Source organism: Agromyces sp. NPDC058104, assembly GCF_042884835.1.
Lineage (GTDB): Bacteria > Actinomycetota > Actinomycetes > Actinomycetales > Microbacteriaceae > Agromyces.
On the sequence record NZ_JBHVTD010000003.1, the window covers coordinates 15208 to 33510 of the forward strand.

An 18303-nucleotide genomic window follows, 5' to 3' on the forward strand; every position below is an offset into this window, starting at 1 on the left:
CCGCAGCATCCGATCTTCACAGCATTCATACGGCAGACTGGGAGTCGCGCGCATTCGCGCCCACGACGTTCTGCAGGAGACAATTCATGACCGATCAGCGCGACGAGTACGACGACGTCGCCGACGACCTGGCCGAGCGACTCTCGGTCGTCGACGACGACCTCGCCGAGCAGCGGGCCGCAGCGCTCCGCTCCGGCCTCAGCGACTACGAGCTCGACGAAGACGACCTCGAGGTCCTCGAGATCTCCGAGGGCGGCGAGGAGGGCATCCGCTACCTCCCCGCGCTGCCGGTGATCGCGATCGTCGGCCGGCCGAACGTCGGCAAGTCGGCGCTCGTGAACCGCATCCTCGGCCGCCGCGAGGCCGTCGTCGAAGACACACCCGGCGTGACGCGCGACCGCGTCTCGTACAAGGGCGAGTGGCTCGACCGTCGCTTCACGCTCGTCGACACCGGCGGCTGGGAGCCCGACGCGAAGGGCATCGACGCCTCGGTGGCCGCGCAGGCCGAGGTCGCGATCGACCTCAGCGACGTCGTGCTGTTCGTCGTCGACGCGATGGTCGGCGCCACCTCGACCGACGAGCACGTGGTCCGTCTGCTCCGCAAGACGAAGAAGCCGGTGTTCCTCGTCGCCAACAAGGTCGACGACGCCCGCCAGGAGGCCGAGGCGACCGCGCTCTGGAACCTCGGCCTCGGCGAGCCGTACCCGGTCTCGGCGCTGCACGGCCGCGGCGTCGCCGACATGCTCGAGGCGGTCTTCGAGGTGCTGCCGCAGGTCTCGGCCGTCGCGAAGGAGGAGTTCGGCGGGCCCCGCCGCGTCGCGATCCTCGGCCGCCCGAACGTCGGCAAGAGCTCGCTGCTCAACAAGGCCGCGGGCGAAGAGCGCGTCGTCGTGAACGAGCTCGCGGGCACCACCCGCGACCCCGTCGACGAGCAGATCGAGCTCGGCGGCAAGATCTGGCGCTTCGTCGACACCGCAGGCATCCGCCGACGCGTGCACCTGCAGCAGGGCGCCGACTTCTACGCGTCGCTGCGCACCCAGGCGGCGCTCGAGAAGGCCGAGGTCGCGGTCGTGCTGCTGGATGTCTCGCAGCCGATCTCCGAGCAGGACGTGCGCATCATCGACCTCGTGCTCGAGTCGGGTCGCGCGCTCGTGCTCGCGTACAACAAGTGGGATCTCCTCGACGACGACCGTCGCCGCTACCTCGAGCGCGAGATCGAGCAGGACCTGCACCACGTCGCCTGGGCGCCTCGCGTGAACATCTCGGCGCGCACCGGCCGTCACCTCGAGAAGCTCGTGCCCGCCCTCGAGACGGCGCTCGAGTCGTGGGACACCCGCATTCCCACGGGCAAGTTCAACGCGTTCCTCACCGAGCTCACCCAGGAGCACCCGCACCCGGTCCGCGGCGGCAAGCAGCCCCGCATCCTGTTCGGCACGCAGGCGGCGAGCCGCCCGCCGACATTCGTGCTCTTCACGACCGGGTTCCTCGACCCGGGGTACCGCCGCTTCATCCAGCGGCGACTGCGCGAGATCTACGGCTTCGAGGGTTCGCCGATCGTCGTGAACATGCGCGTGCGCGAGAAGCGCCAGCGCTGACCGACCGAGCGGGCGGGCGAGTGATCGCCCGCCCGCGCTCGTCTCCGCGGTCTCGACCGAGGAGCTCGCAGTCGGGACGAAGCTCCCAGCTGAACGGAGTCGGTGTGGAGATCACGATCCGGGTGAAGCCCGGCAGCCGCAAGGGACCGCTCGTCGAGGCGACGCCCGACGATCCCGCCGCGTCGCTCACGGTGTTCGTCCGTGAACGCGCGGTCGACGGCGCCGCGAACGCGGGCGTGGTCGCCGCGGTCGCGGCGCATTTCGGCGTGGCCCGTCGCGACGTCGAGATCGTGCGCGGCACGACGTCGCGGGTGAAGCGCGTGCGAGTGGACGGCGTCGACCGCGAGGCCACGTGGAATCGCGGCGCCCGGGGTGATGTCGACTTCAGACGTCGCGGATGATCGCCTGGCGCTGCGCCTCGTGCTCGGCCGGGGTGATGAGCCCGCGATCGCGAAGCGAGTCGAGTTCGCGCAGGCGCGTCTCGACCGTGCGCGGTGCCGCCGGCGCGGCGGTTGCGTACCCGACTGCCGACGTCGGGTCGTGCGGGGCCTGCGGCGCGGAGGGCGGCGCCGTGCGCCGCGTGACGAGCACGATCGGCACGACGATCGCGGCGATGATGAGGGCGAACACCAGCAGCACGCCGATGACCATCAGGAAGTGCCAACCGCCGAAGCTGGAGTACATGAGGCGAGTGTAGCCCCGTCAGTCGACGAGGCGCCGTTGCATGATCGCGCGGTCGGCGTTGGGGCGTGCGACCTCGCTGAACCCTGCGCCGACGAACATCGACACCGTGCCGTGGAAGAGATCGGCGGCGGGGATCTTCGGATGCGCCGTCGGGTCGATGGCGTAGCCCTCGACGAGTCGGGCGCCGTTCGCCCGCGCGAACTCGACGGCCGCCTCGGCGAGTGCCTTGCCGACGCCGCGCTTGCGGTACGCACGCGGCACGACGAAGCAGGACACCGCCCAGACGCCCGGGTCGGAGAGGTCGGGGTTCGGCGTCGAGCCGGTCACGAGTCGGCTCTGCTGCAGGCGGGTGAGGTTTGCGCGTGGTTCGACAGCGCACCAGCCCACCGGCACGTCGCCGTCATAGGCGAGCAGGCCCGGACCGGACTCGGGGGCGTCGATCTGCTCGTGCAGCCGGTCGCGCAGCGCCTCGTCGCCGATGCCGCGCCAGTCTCTGCCCGGGATCTTGTACCACTGGCACCAGCAGTGGGCGGGGTCGCCCTTCGTGCCGAAGACCGCCTCGACGTCGGCGAACGGCGCGTCGGCTGCGGAGACGACGCGCAGGGGAGCAGGTTCGAGATCGTCGGTGAGCTCGCTGATCATGGGGCAACCGTATCGCCGGCCACCGACATCGGAGCGACCGCGGGCGTGCGTCGCCCGGAGATCCGGGGATGGGGGCGGTGGATCATGAACCAAGGTAACAATGAAGTATCATCATGATATGGACGTGACCGTGCTCGACCGCCTGCTCCAGATCGGCGAACTCTTCCAGCGCGACATGGCGCGCGCCTTCGCCGGCACCGGCTTCACTCCGGCCCGGCTCCGCGTGCTCTGGGTGCTCCAGCACGACGGGTCGATGACGCAGCAGGCGCTCGCGGCCGAACTCGACGTGACCCCCCGCAACGTCAGCGGGCTCGTCGACGCGCTCGAGACCTCGGGCCATGTGCGCCGAGCGCCGCATCCGAGTGACCGGCGCGCGGTGCTCGTCGAGCTCACGCCGCGCACCGCGCGCATCATGTCGCGGATGCAGCGCGAGCACGCCGAGCTCTCGGCGACCCTGCTCGACGCCGTCGCCCCCGCCGACCGCGCCGCGGTCGAGCGCGGCATCGGGGCGATCGCCGACCGGCTCGCCGTGCTCGTCGAGGACGCCGACGCATGAGCACGACGACGCGGGCCCCGGCCGAGGCATCCGTCTGGGTGCGCCTCGGCCGCGTCGCGAAGCGAGCGCTCGCGATGGAGCTCGCGGTCTACGCGAGCATCGGGCGGTTCGTCGCGCGCAGGCCCGCGGTCCCTCGCGGCGCCGTCGGTTTCGGCTACCACCGTCCGGTGCTCACGATCCTCGTGATCTTCATCGTGCTGTCGGCCGTCGAGATCCCGATCTTCGACCTCATCGTGCACCGTTGGCCCGCGGTGCGCATCACCCTGCTCGTGCTCGGCATCTGGGGGCTCACCTGGATGCTCGGCCTCCTCTGCGCCTACCTGATGCGCCCGCACACCGTCGGCCCCGACGGCATCCGCGTGCGCGCCGGCCTCGAGACCGACCTCGCGCTCAGTTGGGACGACATCGCCTCCGTCGCGCGGCGCCCGCGGGTCGACGAGCCGAAGTCGCCGAAGATCGTCGAACAGGATGCCTCGCGCACGCTGTTCGTGCGCCTCAACAACGAGACGAACATCGAGATCGAACTCGAGGGTCCGACCCCGGTTCGCCTGCCCGGTCACGCCGCCGCCGGGGGAGTCCAGGAGGTCACCGCGGTGCGGATCTGGGTCGACGATCCTGCGGCCTTCATGGACGAGGTTCGGCGTCATCTCGCCCCGGTGCGCGAGTAGCGGAGTGTTTCGGGGGCCCGACGAGGCCGTGTGTGCAAAAGCACCCCTCCGGATACCGCTATGATGGTCAAGTTGCCTCGGAGAGACACCGGAGCATCGGGCTGTGGCGCAGCTTGGTAGCGCACTTGACTGGGGGTCAAGGGGTCGCAGGTTCAAATCCTGTCAGCCCGACCAGAAGAAAGCCCCGGTAGATCGCGAGATCTGCCGGGGCTTTCGTCGTGTCTCGGGGGCGAGCCGGGGTTACGCGACGCCGGTCAGCGCCTCGAGCGCGGCCAGCCGCGAACCCCGGTCGCCCGAGAGTTCGACCACCCTGAGATGCTCGGCGACGACGTCGGGATCGTCGACGAGTTCGAGCAGCCACTGGTTCATGGCCTCGCGGAGTTCGAGGTCCTCGTCGCCCCCGACGTGGATGGGGTCGTCGGCGGCGAGCGGCAGGACCACCAGCAGGTCGACCGTGCCGAGGGCGTCGAGCGTCGTCGCTGTGGCCCGAGCGATGAGCTCGTCGGGAACGGTGCCGCCGCTCAGCTCGTCGAGCGCGTTGAGATAGGCGAGGAAGTCGATGGGGCCGCGCTCGGCGATGAACCGGTCGCCGTGATCGTCGCCGTGGAGGCGGCCGGCCGCGATGCGCAGCTGGGCGGCGAACATGGATGCACTCGGGGCATCCCAGCCCTCGTCGATGAGCTCGAACGGGTCGGGCAGCACCGCGAACTCGGGATGTGCGAGCACGAAGTCGGAGATCAGGGTGCTCTTGCCGCTCGCGTGGGTTCCCGACACGACGATGCGCATGCTGCGAGTGTAGCCAGGACCGAACACGGCGCCCACGATCCGATGGCCGTCATCGGAGCCTCTGAGATACTGCCGAGGTGAGGGGAATCGACGGACGTGCGCTCGGCACGTGGAGTCTGCGCCTCGATGCGATCTACTGCGTCCTCCTCGGGACCGCCGTCGTGCTCAGCGCCGGTCCTCTCGCAGAGCTCGTCAGGATCCCGGGGGTCCTGATCTCCACCGCAGGGCTCGTGATCGTGCTGTGGGCGGGTGTGGTGATCTGGTTGCTCGCGAAGCTCCGCATCCGGACCGCCCTGCGGATGGTGATGGGTGTGAACGTGCTCGCTGCGCTGCTGGTCGCCCTCTGCGCGGTCGCGGCCGCGACCCTGCTCGCCGTGGTCGGGGTGCTCGCGGTCGCCGTCGACGTCGCGGCTTTCGCCGTCAGCCAGGCGCTCGCGCTGCGAACGCTTCCGGGCCCCCAGGGCGCCTGACTGAGATCCTGGTGGGGCGGGCCGCCGATAGGCTGTCCTGGTGGAACCCGGTCTGATCTTCGCCCTCGCGTGGGCCGTGCTCGCGCTCGTCGGAGGTGCCGTGCTCGTCGTGCGCCGCCGCTGGCTCGCCGATGCCATCACGGCGGAGCGCCGGGCGGGTGCGGGGCGGGCCGGAGCACGCGGTGCGAGTCCGACGACGTTCCTCGCGGTCGGCCTGGTCTTCGTCGCGATGGGGATGTTCATCATCGGCTGGTGGGTGTCGACCGCGTTCTGATCGAGGGCGGCCGGTGTCGATCGCGGCGGTCGCGGCATCGCGCAGCGGCGGAACCCGGGTGTTCCCGGAGACGACCAGGGCGGATACCATCGCTCATCGGCAATCCCCACCGATGCACGCTTCTCCCCACCCGACGGCCCCGGCCGGCAAGGAGCATCCCACCCATGAACATCGACGGCAAGGTCTTCGTCGTCACCGGCGCCGGCAACGGCATCGCCCGTGAAGTCACCCTCCAGCTGCTCGCGCGCGGCGCCTCGGTCGCCGGAGTCGACCTCAGCGATTCCGGTCTCGCCGAGACCGCGCGCCTCGCCGACGTCGGCGGCCGCTTCTCGCAGCACCTCGTGAACATCACCGACCGTGACGCGGTCGCCGCGCTGCCCGCCGCCGTCGAAGCGGCCCACGGCCAGGTCGACGGCATCCTGAACATCGCCGGCGTCATCCAGAAGTTCGTGAAGGTGAACGAGCTGCCGTTCTCCGAGATCGACAAGGTCATGGCCGTCAACTTCGGGGGCGTCATGAACATGTGCAAGGCGTTCCTGCCGGTGCTGCTCACGCGCCCCGAGGCCGCGATCCTGAACGTCGCGAGCATGGGCGCGTACGCGCCGGTCCCGGGACAGGCGGTCTACGGAGCGTCCAAGGCCGCGGTGAAGCTCGTCACCGAGGCGCTCTACGCCGAGCTCCTCGACACGAACGTGCAGGTAAGCGTCGTCTTCCCCGGGGCGATCGGCACCGACATCGCGGCGAACTCGGGCGTCACGCTCGCGGGCGGCGAGACGAAGGAGTCGGCAGCCGAGGCCTCCTCGTACAAGATGACGAGCCCCGACGTCGCGGGCAGGGTGATCGTCGACGCGCTCGCGAAGGGCAGGTTCCGGGCAACGATCGGTTCGGATGCCGCGGCGATGGACCGGATCTCGCGGATCAACCCGAAGTACGCGACGACGCTCATCGCGAAGCAGATGGGCAGCCTCCTCGGCTGAGTCGTCGGTGGCCGGGCGGCGGCGTGGTGAGCCGCCGCTCGACCCCGGCCGCGCGCCTTCCGACGAGAGTCGTCGAGACGGTAGATTCCCTCCCACGGAGCGCGGCGAGGTCAGCTGCCGCTGCCGTCGCGAATGAGCACCCCGTCGAGGAATCGCCGGAGCACCGCCGACACCGCGTCCGGCGCGTCGAGCGTGACGACGTGGCCGGCGCCCTCGATGACGACCTCGTCGACCCCCTCGGCGGCGGCCCAGCGGGGCATCGCCGTCGCGATGTTGCCGGTGCGATCGGCGGCGCCGCGGACCAGGAGCAGCGGGACCGGCACGCGATACCCCGAGTCGGGCTCGACGAACTCGGTCGTCGCCCGCCACACCGCGATGAACTCGGCCTTCGACTGCACCGCGAACACACGTGCGAGCTCGGTGCGCGCGGACGGCGTGACGGCGGAGGCATCCGCCATCATGCGTGGAAGCGAGCGCGCAGGGACGAGGCGCAGCACCGGAGCGGCGGACCGCAGTGCGAACCGTTCGAGGCCCGTGATCGGGCCGGCGTTCCAGGTCGAATCGAGCACCGCGATCGCCGCCCAGCGATCGGGGTCCCGTCGCACGAGTCGTTGCGCGAGGTTGCCGCCGAGCGAGTGCCCGACCAGTACGGGCCGGTGCAGGCCGAGGTGCGCGACGAGCGCCTCGATGTCGCTCGTGAGCAGGTCCGCGGTGAGCGGCGCCGTGTTCGGCCGCGAGGCGCCGTGCCCGCGCAGGTCGACGAGCACCACGCGGTACCCCGCCCCGACGAGGGCATCGCGTTGCGCCGCGAACATCGTGCGATCGACCCCGGCGCCGTGCAGGAAGACGATCGGATGGCCGTCGCCGCCGCTGTCGGCGTAACGCAGGGAGACTCCGGGCAGGGGCAGTCGCGCGTCGAGCTTCGGCATCCTCCGAATCTAGGGCGAACGGCCGGTGGATGCCTCGGGCCGCGCCCGACGGCGGACGACCGCACCGGCTCGGGACATGCGAAAGGCGGGAGGACCTCCCGCCGTGTCCATGATATCGCGGGGTGGGGGGCTTGCGGCAAGGGCCCCCGGGAGGCGCATGATTGACGCTTCCGTCGACCTGGAGCTGATCGTTTGACCTCACCGCGCACCACTGCCTTCGCCCTGCCCGAACGACTCGCCGCGAAGGCGGCGCCCGAGCTGATCGCCGCCGACGAGCGGCACTTCGCCGCCATCGCCACGAGCCTCGAACGGCAGATCGCCGAACTCACGGTCCGGCTCGACGAACAGCGCAGGGCGCGCGGCGGCGGCGGACAGGCCGCGCTCGAGCGGGACCTCGAGATCCACCGCGTCACCGCCCGGCTGCGGTTGCTGCGCCGATTCGGCCTCGACCTCTGCCTCGGCCGGATGGTCGCCGCGCCCGGGGGCGACGGCGAGGATCGCCCGGTCGAACCGGTGTACATCGGCCGGCTCGGGCTGAGCGACGAGGAGGGCGAACCGCTGCTCGTCGACTGGCGCGCCCCCGCGGCGGAACCCTTCTTCGGCGCCACCCACGCCGACCCGATGGGGATCGCCAGCCGGCGCCGCTACCGCTGGACGCGCGGCCGCATCACCGACTACTGGGACGAGGCGTTCACCGCCGACGCCGCGGGCGGCACCCTCGCGCTCGACGACCAGTCGGCGTTCATCGCGAGCCTCGGCTCGAGCCGCTCGCCCCGCATGCGCGACGTGCTCGGCACCATCCAGGCCGACCAGGACGCGATCATCCGGGCGAGCTCGCGCGGCCAGCTCGTCGTCGACGGCGGGCCGGGCACCGGCAAGACGGTCGTCGCCCTGCACCGCGCGGCGTACCTGCTGTACTCCGATCGCCGGCTCGACGTGCGGCGCGGGGGCGTGCTCTTCGTCGGGCCGAGCCACGCCTACATGGCCTACGTCGACGACGTGCTGCCGAGCCTCGGTGAAGAGGGCGTGCAGATGGCCACCCTGCGCGACCTCGTCGACGAAGGCGCCGAAGCCCGCTCCGAGACCGACCCCGCCGTCGCGCGGCTGAAGTCCTCCGGCGGACTCGTCGACGTCGTCGAGCGCGCCGTGGCGGCGTACGAGGTGCCGCCGCGCGCCGAACTCCTCCTCGAGACCTCCTCGGGCGAGCTCCGGCTGACCGCGGCCGACTGGGCCGAGGCCTTCGCCACGCCCGAGCCGGGCACGAGCCACAACGACGCCCGCGAAGAGGTGTGGGAGGCGCTCCTCGCGATCCTCCTCGACCAGTACGAGGACGACGAGGTGCCGACCGCGCTGCTCCGCCGCGCCCTCGAGCAGCACGAGGAGCTCGTCAGCACGTTCAACCGGGCCTGGCCGCTGCTCGACCCGGCCGGTGTCGTCGCCGACCTCTGGTCGGTGCCCGCCTACCTTCGGCGGTGCGCTCCGGCACTCGGGCCCGAGGAGGTCGACGCGCTCCAGCGCGCCGACGCCCGCGCCTGGACGACGGCCGACCTGCCGATGCTCGACGCCGCGCGTCGCCGCATCGGCGACCCGGGAGCGACCCGGCGCCGCCGCACGCGACGGCTGGCCGCTGCCAGGGAGCTGGAGCAGCGCGAGCGGGTCAGGGAGGAGCTCGTCGCGGCCGACGACTCCGAGATGGCGATCATGTCGATGCTCGGCGGACAGGACGTCCGCAACACCCTCGCCGAGGAGATCGCAGCGCCCCGCACCGATCCCGAAACTCTTGGCCGGCCCCTTCGCCCACGTGATCGTCGACGAGGCGCAGGAGCTCACCGACGCCGAGTGGCGGATGTTGCTCGCGCGCTGCCCGTCGCGCAGCTTCACGATCGTCGGCGACCGCGCCCAGGCGCGGCACGGCTTCGCCGAGTCGTGGCAGGAGCGGCTCGCCCGCATCGGACTGCCGGACGCCCGGATCGCCTCGCTCGGCATCAACTACCGCACGCCCGAGGAGGTCATGGCGGTCGCCGAACCGGTCATCCGTGCGGCGCTGCCCGATGCCAACGTGCCGACCTCGATCAGGAGCAGTGGCGTGCCGGTGCGCCGCGGCACGCGTGACGAGCTGTCGGCGATCATCGAGGGCTGGCTCGCCGAGCATGCCGAGGGCACCGCGTGCGTGATCGGCGACCCCGGGTTCACGGGCACCCCGCGCGTCCGCTCGCTCACGCCCGTGCTCTCGAAGGGGGCTCGAGTTCGACCTCGTCGTGCTCGTCGACCCCGAGCGGTTCGGCGGGGACGCCGACGCCGGGGCCGGGACGGCGCCCGACGGCATCGCGGCCGCGGTCGACCGCTACGTCGCGATGACCCGCGCGACGCGAGAGCTCGTCATCCTGGTCGATGAATGAAGCGGTGAACGGTCGACGCGGTGAACGATCCCGACGAGGCTGCCTGGGAACGCGCGGAACCTACCGGCGGGCCTCCAGTGCCGCCTCGACCCGGTCGAAGATCGCCGCGTCGCGTGCGACGATCGCCGCCTGCTCGACGCGCGTGTCGGCATCCATGATGGTCTCGATCGCGACGGCGATCGCATCGTCGAGCGGCCACCCGTACACGCCCGCGCTCACGAGCGGGAAGGCGATGGTGCGCACCCCGAGCTCGTCGGCGACCGCGAGCGAGCGCCGGTAGCACGAGACGAGGAGCGATCGATCGCGCTCGCCGGCGGCGTGGTTCGGCCCGACGGTGTGGATGACCCAGGTGGCGGGCAGCTCGCCCGACACCGTCCACCCGGCGTCGCCGGTCGCCAACCCGTACGGGAAGCGGGCGATGCAGTCGCTGAGGATCGCGGGGCCGCCCGCGCGGTGAATGGCGCCGTCGACCCCGCCCCCGCCGCGCATGGCGTTGTTCGCGGCGTTGACGATCGCATCGACGCGCTGCTCGGTCAGGTCGCCGTGGACGGCGATGACATCGGCCATGCACTCCAGTGTGACACCGTGGCAACCGTTCGGCGTGGAGGCCGCGGACCCGGGTCGGCCGCTGGAAGCCGGTATCCGGCATTCACTCGGCCGGGCCGCGTACCCTTGGAAGGTGACGAACTCGACCGATCAGACCGCCGCCGACGCGGTGCGCCGCACGAAACCCCGCCAGGTCCGCCCTGCGACCGAGGGCTGGGAGCAGAAGAAGGGCCCCGACGGCCGGCCCATGCTGCAGTTCGCCTCGCCGAAGCGCGGCAAGCCGCCCGTGCACCTCGCCGACATCGCCCCCGCCGACCGCAAGGCGCACGTGGCCGAGCTCGGGTTCCCCGGGTACCGCGCCGCCCAGCTCGCCACCCATTACTTCGTGCACCACACCAACGACGCCGACGAGATGAGCGACCTGCCGGCCTCCTCCCGCGACGGGCTCGTCGCGGCGGTGCTGCCGCCGCTGCTCACCGAGGTGCGGCGATTCACGACCGACAACGGCGACACGATCAAGTTCCTGTGGAAGCTGCACGACGGCGCGCTCGTCGAGTCGGTGCTCATGCGCTACCCCGGGCGCATCACGTTGTGCGTCTCGAGCCAGGCCGGCTGCGGCATGAACTGCCCGTTCTGCGCCACCGGTCAGGCCGGGCTCACGCGCAACATGTCGGCCGCCGAGATCGTCGAGCAGGTCGTCATGGCGAACGCCGCCCTCGGCCGCGGCGAGCTCGGCGGGCGGAAGAAGGGCGACCACACGCCCGACCGCGTCTCGAACATCGTGTTCATGGGCATGGGGGAGCCGCTCGCCAACTACGCGCGTCTGATGTCGGCGGTGCGCACGATGCTCGCCCCCGCACCCGACGGCCTCGGCATGTCGGCCCGCGGCATCACCGTCTCGACGGTCGGCCTCGTGCCCGCGATCAGGAAGCTCGCCGACGAGGACCTGCCGGTCACCTTCGCGCTCAGCCTGCACGCGCCCGATGACCAGCTGCGCGACGAGCTCATCCCCGTGAACTCGCGGTGGAAGGTCGACGAGGCCCTCGATGCGGCCCGCGCCTACTTCGACAAGACCGGTCGACGCGTGTCGATCGAGTACGCCCTGATCAAGGACATGAACGACCACGGCTGGCGTGCCGACCTGCTCGCGGAGAAGCTCAACGAGCGGGGCCACGGCTGGGTGCACGTGAACCCGATCCCGCTGAACCCGACGCCGGGCTCGATCTGGACGGCCTCCGAGAAGGACGTGCAGCAGGAGTTCGTGCGTCGCCTCGAGGCGGCGGGCATCCCCACGACGATCCGCGACACCCGCGGCAAGGAGATCGACGGCGCCTGCGGGCAGCTGGCCGCGGCCGACGGCTGACCGTCAGCCGGTGCGGTCGGCGATCGCCCGGCGCGTGGCCGCGGCGGCGTCGGCCGGGCTCATGCCGCTCGCGACCGCGAGGCCGATGAGGTAGGTCGTGAGCGGCCCGGCCGGACGGGTGACGCCGTGCGCCGCCTCGCGGGTGAGGTCGAGCAGCAGCGCCGTCGGCACCTCGGGCTGGTCGAGCCCCAGCTCCGCGGCGAGGTCGGCGACCCAGGTGTCGAGCCCTTCGGGGGTGTCGGTCATGCTCCGATAGTGCTCGATGGCCGCCCAGGTATCAAGGTCGAGCGCGGCGCCGTCGGGGTCGGGAAGGGTCTCGATCCGCAGCGGCGCGAGGAGCGCACCCATCGAGGCGCCGTCGACCGTCGGGAGCCCGGCGGCCGCGTCGCGCAGCGCGGCGACCCGGTAGCGCCCGGCGAGCCATTGGGTGCGCCCTTCGGCGTCGACGAGGGCGAGGCCGTCGACGCCGAGCGGCAGCGGCCGGTCGGCCAGGAGTTCGACGATTCGCGCGGCGCGCGGTAGATCGCAGGCGAGCAGCCACACCTCGTCGACGGATGCCTCGAGCACGCCGAGTGCCGCCGCGATCGCGGCGACCGGGCCCCCGAAGGGCGGGTCCTCCCGCACCAGTTCGATGCCCGGGCGCGCGAGCGCCGGCGGACCCACGACGACGAGCCGCGGGCAGCCCTCGAGTGCGGCCAGGACGTGGTCGACGAGCGCACGCCCGTCGACCTCGACCGAGGCCTTGTCTGCGCCGCCGAGCCGCGAGGCCCGGCCGCCTGCGAGCACGATCGCCGCCCGCGGGGTGCTCGCCTCGCGGGGCCCGTCGTTCATCCGCACAGCATCACCTCGACGAGGTCGCCGGTCTCGACCCGCTCGACCTCGGGCGGCACGATGGCGAACGCGGTCGCCTCGGCGAGCGAGCGCACCCGGTGCGAGCCGCTCGCCCGCCCGGTGACCGGGGCGACGCCGTGCGCCTCGACCACGACCGGCACGACCTGGGTGCGACCGGCGGGCGACGCCCACCCGGTGACGGCGGGCAGCCGGAAGCGCGGTCGCTCGGGCTGGGCGTGCCCCGCCATCGCGCGCAGGGCCGGGCGCACGATCAGCTCGAGCGAGACGGCGACGGCGACGGGGTTGCCGGGCAGGCAGAAGACCGGGGTTCCGCCGATCATCCCGAAGCCCTGATGACGGCCGGGCTGCATCGCGACCGCGTCGAACCGCACCGAACCGTCCGCGCCGAGCACCGCGCGCACGGGGTCGAAGGCGCCGACCGCGGCCCCGCCGGTGAGCACCACGGCATCCACGCCGAGCCGCTCGCCGTCGAGTGCGGTCGCCGCGTCGCCGAGCCGCTCACCGTCGAGTGCGGTCGCATCGCCGAGCGTCCGTTCGACCTCGACCCTGAGCGCGTCCTCGTCATCGGGCACGACCGTCGCGCTCACCACGGCAGCACCGGCGGTGCGCAGGGCCGCCGTCACGAGCACCGAGTTCGACTCGGGGACCTGACCGCGCCCCGGGTCGGCTCCGGGCGCCACCAGTTCGGAACCCGTCGAGAGCACGGCGACCCGGGGCATCCGCCTGGCGACGACGTGCTCGTGTCCGGCGGAGGCGATCGCGGCGAGCTGCCACGGGCCGAGTTCACGGCCCGCCACGACCGCGGGATCGCCGACCGAGGCATCCTCACCGGCCATGCGGACGTTCGCGCCGACGAGCGGTGCGCGCGTGATCGTCACCCACGCGGGCGGTGCGCTGCCCGGCAGCGCTCCGCCGAGCCCGAGCTCGGTGTGCTCGAGGGGCACGACGGCGTCGGCCTGCGACGGCATCGGGGCGCCCGTCATGATGCGGGCGGCCTCGCCGGGCGCGAGCGGCGGGTCGTCGGGGGAGCCGGCGGCGACGTCGGCGACGACCCTGAGCCTGGCACCCGCCTGCGCATCGGCGGCGCGCACCGCGTACCCGTCCATCGCCGAGTTGTCGAACAGCGGAATCGGCCACCGCGTGACGACCGTCCCGGCGAGCACGGTGCCGAGCGCCTCGTCGAGCGGCAGGCGCACCGTCTCGAGCACCGGCAGTCGCGATGCGACGTGCTCGCGGTACTCGTCGAGGTCGAGTGCGGCGGCGCTCACCGCGCGGGTGCTTCCGACGGGCGGGACATGCTCCCACGCTAGCGCCAGGGCCGCCCGCGAGCGGCGACTCAGCGCTGCAGCGCGGCGATCACGGCGCCGACCCCGACGAGGGCGATGATCGCGACGAGACCCCAGCGGCGGATCTGCACCGCCAGGAGGGCGTGCGAGAGGCGCCGGCGGGGCCGCCGACGCCGCTTCGCACGTTCAGTGGACATACTCAGACGATACCGGGCACGATCAGGCCGCTCGTCGCCGTGCGGGCGCGCTCGAAGCGGGCGGCGACGTCGGCCCAGTTCACGAGCTCCCAGAACGCCTTCACGTAGTCGGCGCGCACGTTCCTGTAGTCGAGGTAGTAGGCGTGCTCCCAGACGTCGAGCTGCAGCAGCGGCGTCACGCCGAGCGGGGCGTTGCCCTGCTGGTCGAAGAGCTGGAAGACGACGGGGCGGGCCCCCACCGAGTCCCACGCGAGCACCGACCAGCCCGAACCCTGGACGCCGAGCGCCGTCGCACCGAAGTGCGCGCGGAACGCGTCGATCGAACCGAACGCGTCCTCCAACGCGGCCGCGAGCTCGCCCTCGGGGGCGCCGCCGCCGTCGGGCGACATGTTCTGCCAGAACACGCTGTGGTTGATGTGGCCGCCCAGGTTGAAGGCGAGGTCCTTCTCCAGCTTGTTCACGTTCGCGAGGTTGCCCGTCGCGCGGGCCTCGGCGAGCTGCTCGAGCGCGGTGTTCGCCCCCGTCACGTACGCCTGGTGGTGCTTCGAGTGGTGCAGCTCCATGATCGTCGCCGAGATGTGCGGGGCGAGCGCCGCGTAGTCGTAGGGCAGGTCGGGCAGGGTGTACGTCGACATGTGGATGTCTCCTTCTCACGGGGTGACCGCGCACGGGTGCGCGCGGCCGTCATTCAGAGTTCGGACGCCTCGGGATCGAGGCTGAGGAAGCGGCGGTCGTGGTAGACGAGCGGGGGAGCGGCCGGGCCGGGGATCACCTCGAGCACCTCGGCGACCACGAGGGTCGAGCTGCCGACCGGCACGAGCTGCAGCGCGCGGCAGCGGAAGGCCGCCCGGGCATCGGCGAGCACCGGCTCGCCCGTCGGCAGTCGGGTCCACCCCTGCTCGGGCGTGAAGCGCGGCGCGCCCGAGCGGGCGAACGCCCGTGCGACATCGACCTGGTGGTCGGCGAGGAGCTGGACGACGAAGGTGTCCGCGCCGAGCAGCGCGCCCGCAGAGCCCGTCGCACGGGTCACCGAGAACGACAGCACCGGCGGGTCGGCCGCGACCGAGGCGAGGCTCGAGGCCGTGAGGCCGACGGGGCCCGTCGCGCTCGCCGCGGAGACGAGGGCGACGCCGGCGGGATGCACGCGGAACGCGGCCTTGAAGTCCTCGCCCCGTGCGGCGATCGCGGGATCGACCGGTTCGGCGAGCGCGGTGTGCCTCGCGGCGTTCACTCGTGGCCGCCCTGCGGCGCCAGCGCGGCCACGATCGGGTGGTCGTACGGCAGGGGGCCCGTCTTCGCGGCGCCGCCGGGGGAGCCGAGGGGAGCGCGACCGTCGACGGAGATCTCGAAGAACTCGACGTTCGCCTTGTAGTAGTCGGCCCACTCGTCGGGCAGGTCGTCCTCGTAGTAGATCGCCTCGACGGGGCAGACCGGCTCGCAGGCTCCGCAGTCGACGCACTCGTCGGGGTGGATGTAGAGGGAGCGCTCGCCCTCGTAGATGCAGTCGACGGGACACTCGTCGATGCACGCCTTGTCCTTGAGGTCGACGCACGGGAGGGCGATGACGTAGGTCACAGGATCACTCCGGGGAAGCAACGCATGCGACCAGCCTAAAACCTCAAGTAGCCTTGAAGTCCAATCGAGGGGAATCGCGGCATGACCGAGCATGAGGCCGAGGACGGGCGCGAGGCATCCGCCGCGCTCGCCGCAGTCGAGGACGAGGGGATCGACCCTGCCGACCGGGCCCAGCCGAAGCACGCCCCCGATGAGCTCCTCACCGTCGGCGAGATGAGCCGGCGCACCGGCGTCGCGCCCTCGGCCCTGCGCTTCTACGAGGAGCTCGGGCTCATCGCGTCACGGCGCACGGCGGGCAACCAGCGCCGCTACCCGCGGCACATGCTGCGCCGGGTCTCGCTCGTCGTCGTCGCGAAGCGCCTCGGCATCCCGCTCGGCGACGTGCAGCAGGCCTTCGAGCACGTCCCCCTCGATCGCACGCCGAGCCACGAGGACTGGCAGCGCGCCTCGCGCCGCTGGAAGCGGCGCTTGGAGGAGCGGCGGCTGGGCATCGAACGGCTCGAGCGCGAGCTCACGGGCTGCATCGGCTGCGGATGCCTCTCGATGAAGGCCTGCGGCCTCCTCAATCCCGATGATGCGCTCGGCGACGGCGGGGCCGGTCCTCGGCGGCTCGACGTGCCCGACGGCGGCGAACCCGTGGGGTGAGCGGCGCTGCGCACCGACCGGGCCCGATCCGGTCGCATCTCGGTGGCGTTCATCGCGATATTCACCCACTGATCTGGTGTTTCCTCGGTGCGCCGCCATGCGGCACCGAGGTGCGGTGCGACCGTCGGGCGAATACCGAACGATGCTCGCTTTCGGAGGGGTTTCACAGGAAGAAGTGAGGTTCCGTCCAGAACCTCTCGGCAGACTGGCCACTTCGCCCGGGCGCCCCCGCGTCCGAGGAACGTCGACCGAAGGTCGGGCCGCGCTCGCGCAGGCCGGCCGCCCATGTGAAAGTCATGCAGAACCAGTCCTCCTCCTCCAACACCCCCGAACTCCCCACCCCCGAAGCCCCCGCCGTCACCAGGCGCGAGCGCCGTGCTCGCCGCAGCTGGCGCAAGGGCCCGATCATCGCCGCCGGTGCCGTCGTGGCCGTCGGTGCGCTGGTCGGCTCGGGCTTCGCCCTGCAGTCGGCCGTCGCCGCGCAGAACGAGAGCATCGCCGCGACGGCCGCGCTCAGCGCCGCCACCGACCTGCGGGTCGAGCAGCTCGGCTCGCACTCGAACATCCTCGAGGCGCGCGCGGTCAAGGCCGCGGAAGACACCCTCAGCGGCGCGAAGGACACCATCTCCGCTGCGAAGGGCAAGGCCGATGCCACCGAGCTCGCCTCGTCCGTCGCGGCGCTCGAGGACTTCCGGCTCCTCGCGCCCGAGCGCGTGTTCGAGCTCGCCGAGACGACCGCCGCCCACACCGGCACGGTGAAGAAGGCCATCGCGACGGCCGACCGCGTCGCGGCCGAGAAGAAGAAGGCCGCCGAGGCCGCCGCCCGCGCCGCGGCGGAGGCCGCCGCAGCCGAGCAGGCTGCCGCCAGCGGGTCCGAGTCGTCGGGCGGTTCGCGTCCGAGCGGGCCCGCCAACCCGAGCGGCGCCCAGGCCATCGCCCGGGACATGCTCGCGGCGCGCGGCTGGGGCGACGATCAGTTCGGATGCCTCGTGGCCCTCTGGGACCGCGAGTCGGGCTGGAACGTCTACGCCGAGAACCCCTCGAGCGGCGCCTACGGCATCCCGCAGGCCCTGCCCGGCTCGAAGATGGGCTCGGCCGGCTCGGACTGGGCGACGAACCCCGCCACGCAGATCGCGTGGGGCCTCGGCTACATCGCCGACCGCTACGGCAGCCCCTGCGGCGCCTGGGACCACTCGGAGTCGAACGGCTGGTACTGATCCCGACCGACCCGGCGCGATGAACGCGAGAAGGGCCGCGGCAGACGTCGGTCTGCCGCGGCCCTTCTGCGCCCGCTCGGGTTACGCCACGGACTCGGCGTCGCGCTTCGGCAGCTTCCAGCCGGGACGCACGAAGTGGCAGGTGTAGCCGTTCGGGTAGCGCTCGAGGTAGTCCTGGTGCTCGGGCTCGGCCTCCCAGAACGGCCCGGCGGGCGACACCTCGGTGGTCGCCGGCCCCGGCCAGAGCCCCGAGGCGTCGACGTCGGCGATCGTGTCGCGCGCGATCCGCGCCTGCTCGTCGCTCGTCGGGAAGATCGCCGAGCGGTAGCTCGTGCCGATGTCGTTGCCCTGGCGGTTCTTCGTCGACGGATCGTGGATCTGGAAGAAGAACTCGAGCAGCTCGCGGTAGCTCACGGTCTCGGGGTCGAACACGATCTCGATCGCCTCGGCGTGCGTGCCGTGGTTGCGGTAGGTCGCGTTCGGCACGTCGCCGCCGGTGTAGCCGACCCGCGTGTCGAGCACGCCGGGGCGCTTGCGGATCAGATCCTCCACGCCCCAGAAGCACCCGCCGGCGAGGATGGCGGTCTCGGTACGTGCGCTCATGGTGTTGCTCCTGATTCTCGAGGGGACGGGCGTGCTCGA

24 protein-coding genes and 1 tRNA gene are annotated in these 18303 nt (G+C 72.2%); 13 read left to right on the forward strand and 12 right to left on the reverse strand.

The window, feature by feature from the left end:
• Nucleotides 1-86 precede the first annotated feature (86 nt).
• Nucleotides 87-1595: a ribosome biogenesis GTPase Der gene (der, locus tag ACFVTH_RS13805; RefSeq protein ID WP_386941559.1), complete on the forward strand. Its 1509-nt coding sequence runs from the start codon at nt 87-89 to the stop codon at nt 1593-1595.
• Between the two features lie 104 nt (nt 1596-1699).
• Nucleotides 1700-1996: a DUF167 family protein gene (locus ACFVTH_RS13810; protein ID WP_387091928.1), complete on the forward strand. Its 297-nt coding sequence runs from the start codon at nt 1700-1702 to the stop codon at nt 1994-1996.
• Here ACFVTH_RS13810 and ACFVTH_RS13815 read toward each other — a convergent pair.
• Together ACFVTH_RS13815 and ACFVTH_RS13820 are read right to left on the reverse strand one after the other, a co-directional pair.
• The gene (locus tag ACFVTH_RS13815; RefSeq protein ID WP_387091930.1) at nt 1980-2279 is read right to left on the reverse strand and encodes an SHOCT domain-containing protein; all 300 of its coding nucleotides are present in this window, start codon (nt 2277-2279) and stop codon (nt 1980-1982) included. The genes ACFVTH_RS13810 and ACFVTH_RS13815 overlap by 17 nt on opposite strands.
• 18 nt (nt 2280-2297) lie before the next feature.
• On the reverse strand, nt 2298-2921 hold the full coding sequence (locus ACFVTH_RS13820; protein ID WP_387091932.1) for a GNAT family N-acetyltransferase: 624 nt from the start codon (nt 2919-2921) through the stop codon (nt 2298-2300).
• Between the two features lie 118 nt (nt 2922-3039).
• On the opposite strand from ACFVTH_RS13820, the gene ACFVTH_RS13825 reads away from it, so the two are divergent.
• From ACFVTH_RS13825 to ACFVTH_RS13835, 3 genes are all read left to right on the forward strand, one after another.
• Complete coding sequence (locus ACFVTH_RS13825) at nt 3040-3477, forward strand: MarR family winged helix-turn-helix transcriptional regulator (RefSeq protein WP_387091935.1); 438 nt, start codon at nt 3040-3042, stop codon at nt 3475-3477.
• Nucleotides 3474-4145 (forward strand): hypothetical protein, encoded by a 672-nt coding sequence (locus ACFVTH_RS13830; protein WP_387091938.1) that lies wholly within the window; start codon nt 3474-3476, stop codon nt 4143-4145. Before ACFVTH_RS13825 ends, ACFVTH_RS13830 begins: the two co-directional genes overlap by 4 nt.
• A 97-nt stretch (nt 4146-4242) precedes the next feature.
• Nucleotides 4243-4319: transfer RNA gene (locus tag ACFVTH_RS13835), tRNA-Pro, on the forward strand.
• Nucleotides 4320-4385: 66 nt separating this feature from the next.
• Here ACFVTH_RS13835 and ACFVTH_RS13840 read toward each other — a convergent pair.
• Entirely contained in the window at nt 4386-4931 is a 546-nt protein-coding gene (locus tag ACFVTH_RS13840; protein ID WP_387091941.1) for a hypothetical protein, read from the reverse strand.
• A 77-nt stretch (nt 4932-5008) separates the two neighbouring features.
• On the opposite strand from ACFVTH_RS13840, the gene ACFVTH_RS13845 reads away from it, so the two are divergent.
• The 3 genes from ACFVTH_RS13845 to ACFVTH_RS13855 all read left to right on the forward strand — a co-directional run bounded on the left by ACFVTH_RS13845 (nt 5009) and on the right by ACFVTH_RS13855 (nt 6652).
• Nucleotides 5009-5401 carry a hypothetical protein gene (locus ACFVTH_RS13845; protein WP_387091944.1) on the forward strand — a complete coding sequence of 131 codons (393 nt, stop codon included), beginning with the start codon at nt 5009-5011 and terminating at the stop codon, nt 5399-5401.
• Between the two features lie 40 nt (nt 5402-5441).
• On the forward strand, nt 5442-5675 hold the full coding sequence (locus ACFVTH_RS13850) for a hypothetical protein (protein WP_387091946.1): 234 nt from the start codon (nt 5442-5444) through the stop codon (nt 5673-5675).
• 164 nt (nt 5676-5839) lie between these two features.
• Nucleotides 5840-6652: an SDR family NAD(P)-dependent oxidoreductase gene (locus ACFVTH_RS13855; RefSeq protein WP_387091948.1), complete on the forward strand. Its 813-nt coding sequence runs from the start codon at nt 5840-5842 to the stop codon at nt 6650-6652.
• A gap of 110 nt (nt 6653-6762) precedes the next feature.
• Here the strand turns inward: ACFVTH_RS13855 and ACFVTH_RS13860 are convergent, their stop codons facing one another.
• Nucleotides 6763-7581: an alpha/beta fold hydrolase gene (locus tag ACFVTH_RS13860; protein WP_387091951.1), complete on the reverse strand. Its 819-nt coding sequence runs from the start codon at nt 7579-7581 to the stop codon at nt 6763-6765.
• Between the two features lie 192 nt (nt 7582-7773).
• Between ACFVTH_RS13860 and helR the strand changes: the two genes are divergently transcribed.
• Both helR and ACFVTH_RS13870 read left to right on the forward strand, forming a co-directional pair.
• Nucleotides 7774-9693, forward strand: coding sequence for an RNA polymerase recycling motor ATPase HelR (gene helR, locus ACFVTH_RS13865; RefSeq protein WP_387091954.1), 1920 nt, complete (start codon nt 7774-7776; stop codon nt 9691-9693).
• Between the two features lie 146 nt (nt 9694-9839).
• Nucleotides 9840-9980: a hypothetical protein gene (locus ACFVTH_RS13870; RefSeq protein WP_387091957.1), complete on the forward strand. Its 141-nt coding sequence runs from the start codon at nt 9840-9842 to the stop codon at nt 9978-9980.
• Between the two features lie 60 nt (nt 9981-10040).
• Here ACFVTH_RS13870 and ACFVTH_RS13875 read toward each other — a convergent pair whose 3' ends face one another.
• Complete coding sequence (locus tag ACFVTH_RS13875) at nt 10041-10547, reverse strand: O-acetyl-ADP-ribose deacetylase (RefSeq protein ID WP_387091960.1); 507 nt, start codon at nt 10545-10547, stop codon at nt 10041-10043.
• A gap of 112 nt (nt 10548-10659) precedes the next feature.
• Between ACFVTH_RS13875 and rlmN the strand changes: the two genes are divergently transcribed.
• A complete protein-coding gene (gene rlmN / locus ACFVTH_RS13880; protein ID WP_387091964.1) occupies nt 10660-11889 on the forward strand; it encodes a 23S rRNA (adenine(2503)-C(2))-methyltransferase RlmN in 1230 nt (409 codons plus the stop codon).
• 3 nt (nt 11890-11892) lie between these two features.
• Here the strand turns inward: rlmN and ACFVTH_RS13885 are convergent, their stop codons facing one another.
• The 6 genes from ACFVTH_RS13885 to fdxA all read right to left on the reverse strand — a co-directional run bounded on the left by ACFVTH_RS13885 (nt 11893) and on the right by fdxA (nt 15799).
• Complete coding sequence (locus ACFVTH_RS13885) at nt 11893-12720, reverse strand: NTP transferase domain-containing protein (RefSeq protein ID WP_387091967.1); 828 nt, start codon at nt 12718-12720, stop codon at nt 11893-11895.
• Nucleotides 12717-14009 carry a molybdopterin molybdotransferase MoeA gene (locus ACFVTH_RS13890; protein WP_387091970.1) on the reverse strand — a complete coding sequence of 431 codons (1293 nt, stop codon included), beginning with the start codon at nt 14007-14009 and terminating at the stop codon, nt 12717-12719. The genes ACFVTH_RS13885 and ACFVTH_RS13890 overlap by 4 nt, the downstream gene beginning before the upstream one ends.
• Nucleotides 14010-14077: 68 nt before the next feature.
• Entirely contained in the window at nt 14078-14224 is a 147-nt protein-coding gene (locus ACFVTH_RS13895; protein ID WP_387091974.1) for a hypothetical protein, read from the reverse strand.
• A gap of 2 nt (nt 14225-14226) precedes the next feature.
• The gene (locus ACFVTH_RS13900; RefSeq protein WP_387091977.1) at nt 14227-14859 is read right to left on the reverse strand and encodes a superoxide dismutase; all 633 of its coding nucleotides are present in this window, start codon (nt 14857-14859) and stop codon (nt 14227-14229) included.
• A gap of 53 nt (nt 14860-14912) precedes the next feature.
• On the reverse strand, nt 14913-15407 hold the full coding sequence (locus ACFVTH_RS13905; RefSeq protein ID WP_387093634.1) for a flavin reductase family protein: 495 nt from the start codon (nt 15405-15407) through the stop codon (nt 14913-14915).
• 44 nt (nt 15408-15451) lie between these two features.
• The gene (gene fdxA / locus ACFVTH_RS13910; protein WP_387091980.1) at nt 15452-15799 is read right to left on the reverse strand and encodes a ferredoxin; all 348 of its coding nucleotides are present in this window, start codon (nt 15797-15799) and stop codon (nt 15452-15454) included.
• A gap of 213 nt (nt 15800-16012) precedes the next feature.
• Here fdxA and soxR point away from each other — a divergent pair, with 213 nt between their 5' ends.
• Both soxR and ACFVTH_RS13920 read left to right on the forward strand, forming a co-directional pair.
• Nucleotides 16013-16444, forward strand: coding sequence for a redox-sensitive transcriptional activator SoxR (gene soxR / locus ACFVTH_RS13915; RefSeq protein WP_387093636.1), 432 nt, complete (start codon nt 16013-16015; stop codon nt 16442-16444).
• 296 nt (nt 16445-16740) lie between these two features.
• On the forward strand, nt 16741-17661 hold the full coding sequence (locus ACFVTH_RS13920; RefSeq protein WP_387091983.1) for a lytic transglycosylase domain-containing protein: 921 nt from the start codon (nt 16741-16743) through the stop codon (nt 17659-17661).
• Between the two features lie 81 nt (nt 17662-17742).
• Here the strand turns inward: ACFVTH_RS13920 and msrA are convergent, their stop codons facing one another.
• A complete protein-coding gene (gene msrA / locus ACFVTH_RS13925; protein ID WP_387091986.1) occupies nt 17743-18264 on the reverse strand; it encodes a peptide-methionine (S)-S-oxide reductase MsrA in 522 nt (173 codons plus the stop codon).
• Nucleotides 18265-18303: the final 39 nt, after the last annotated feature.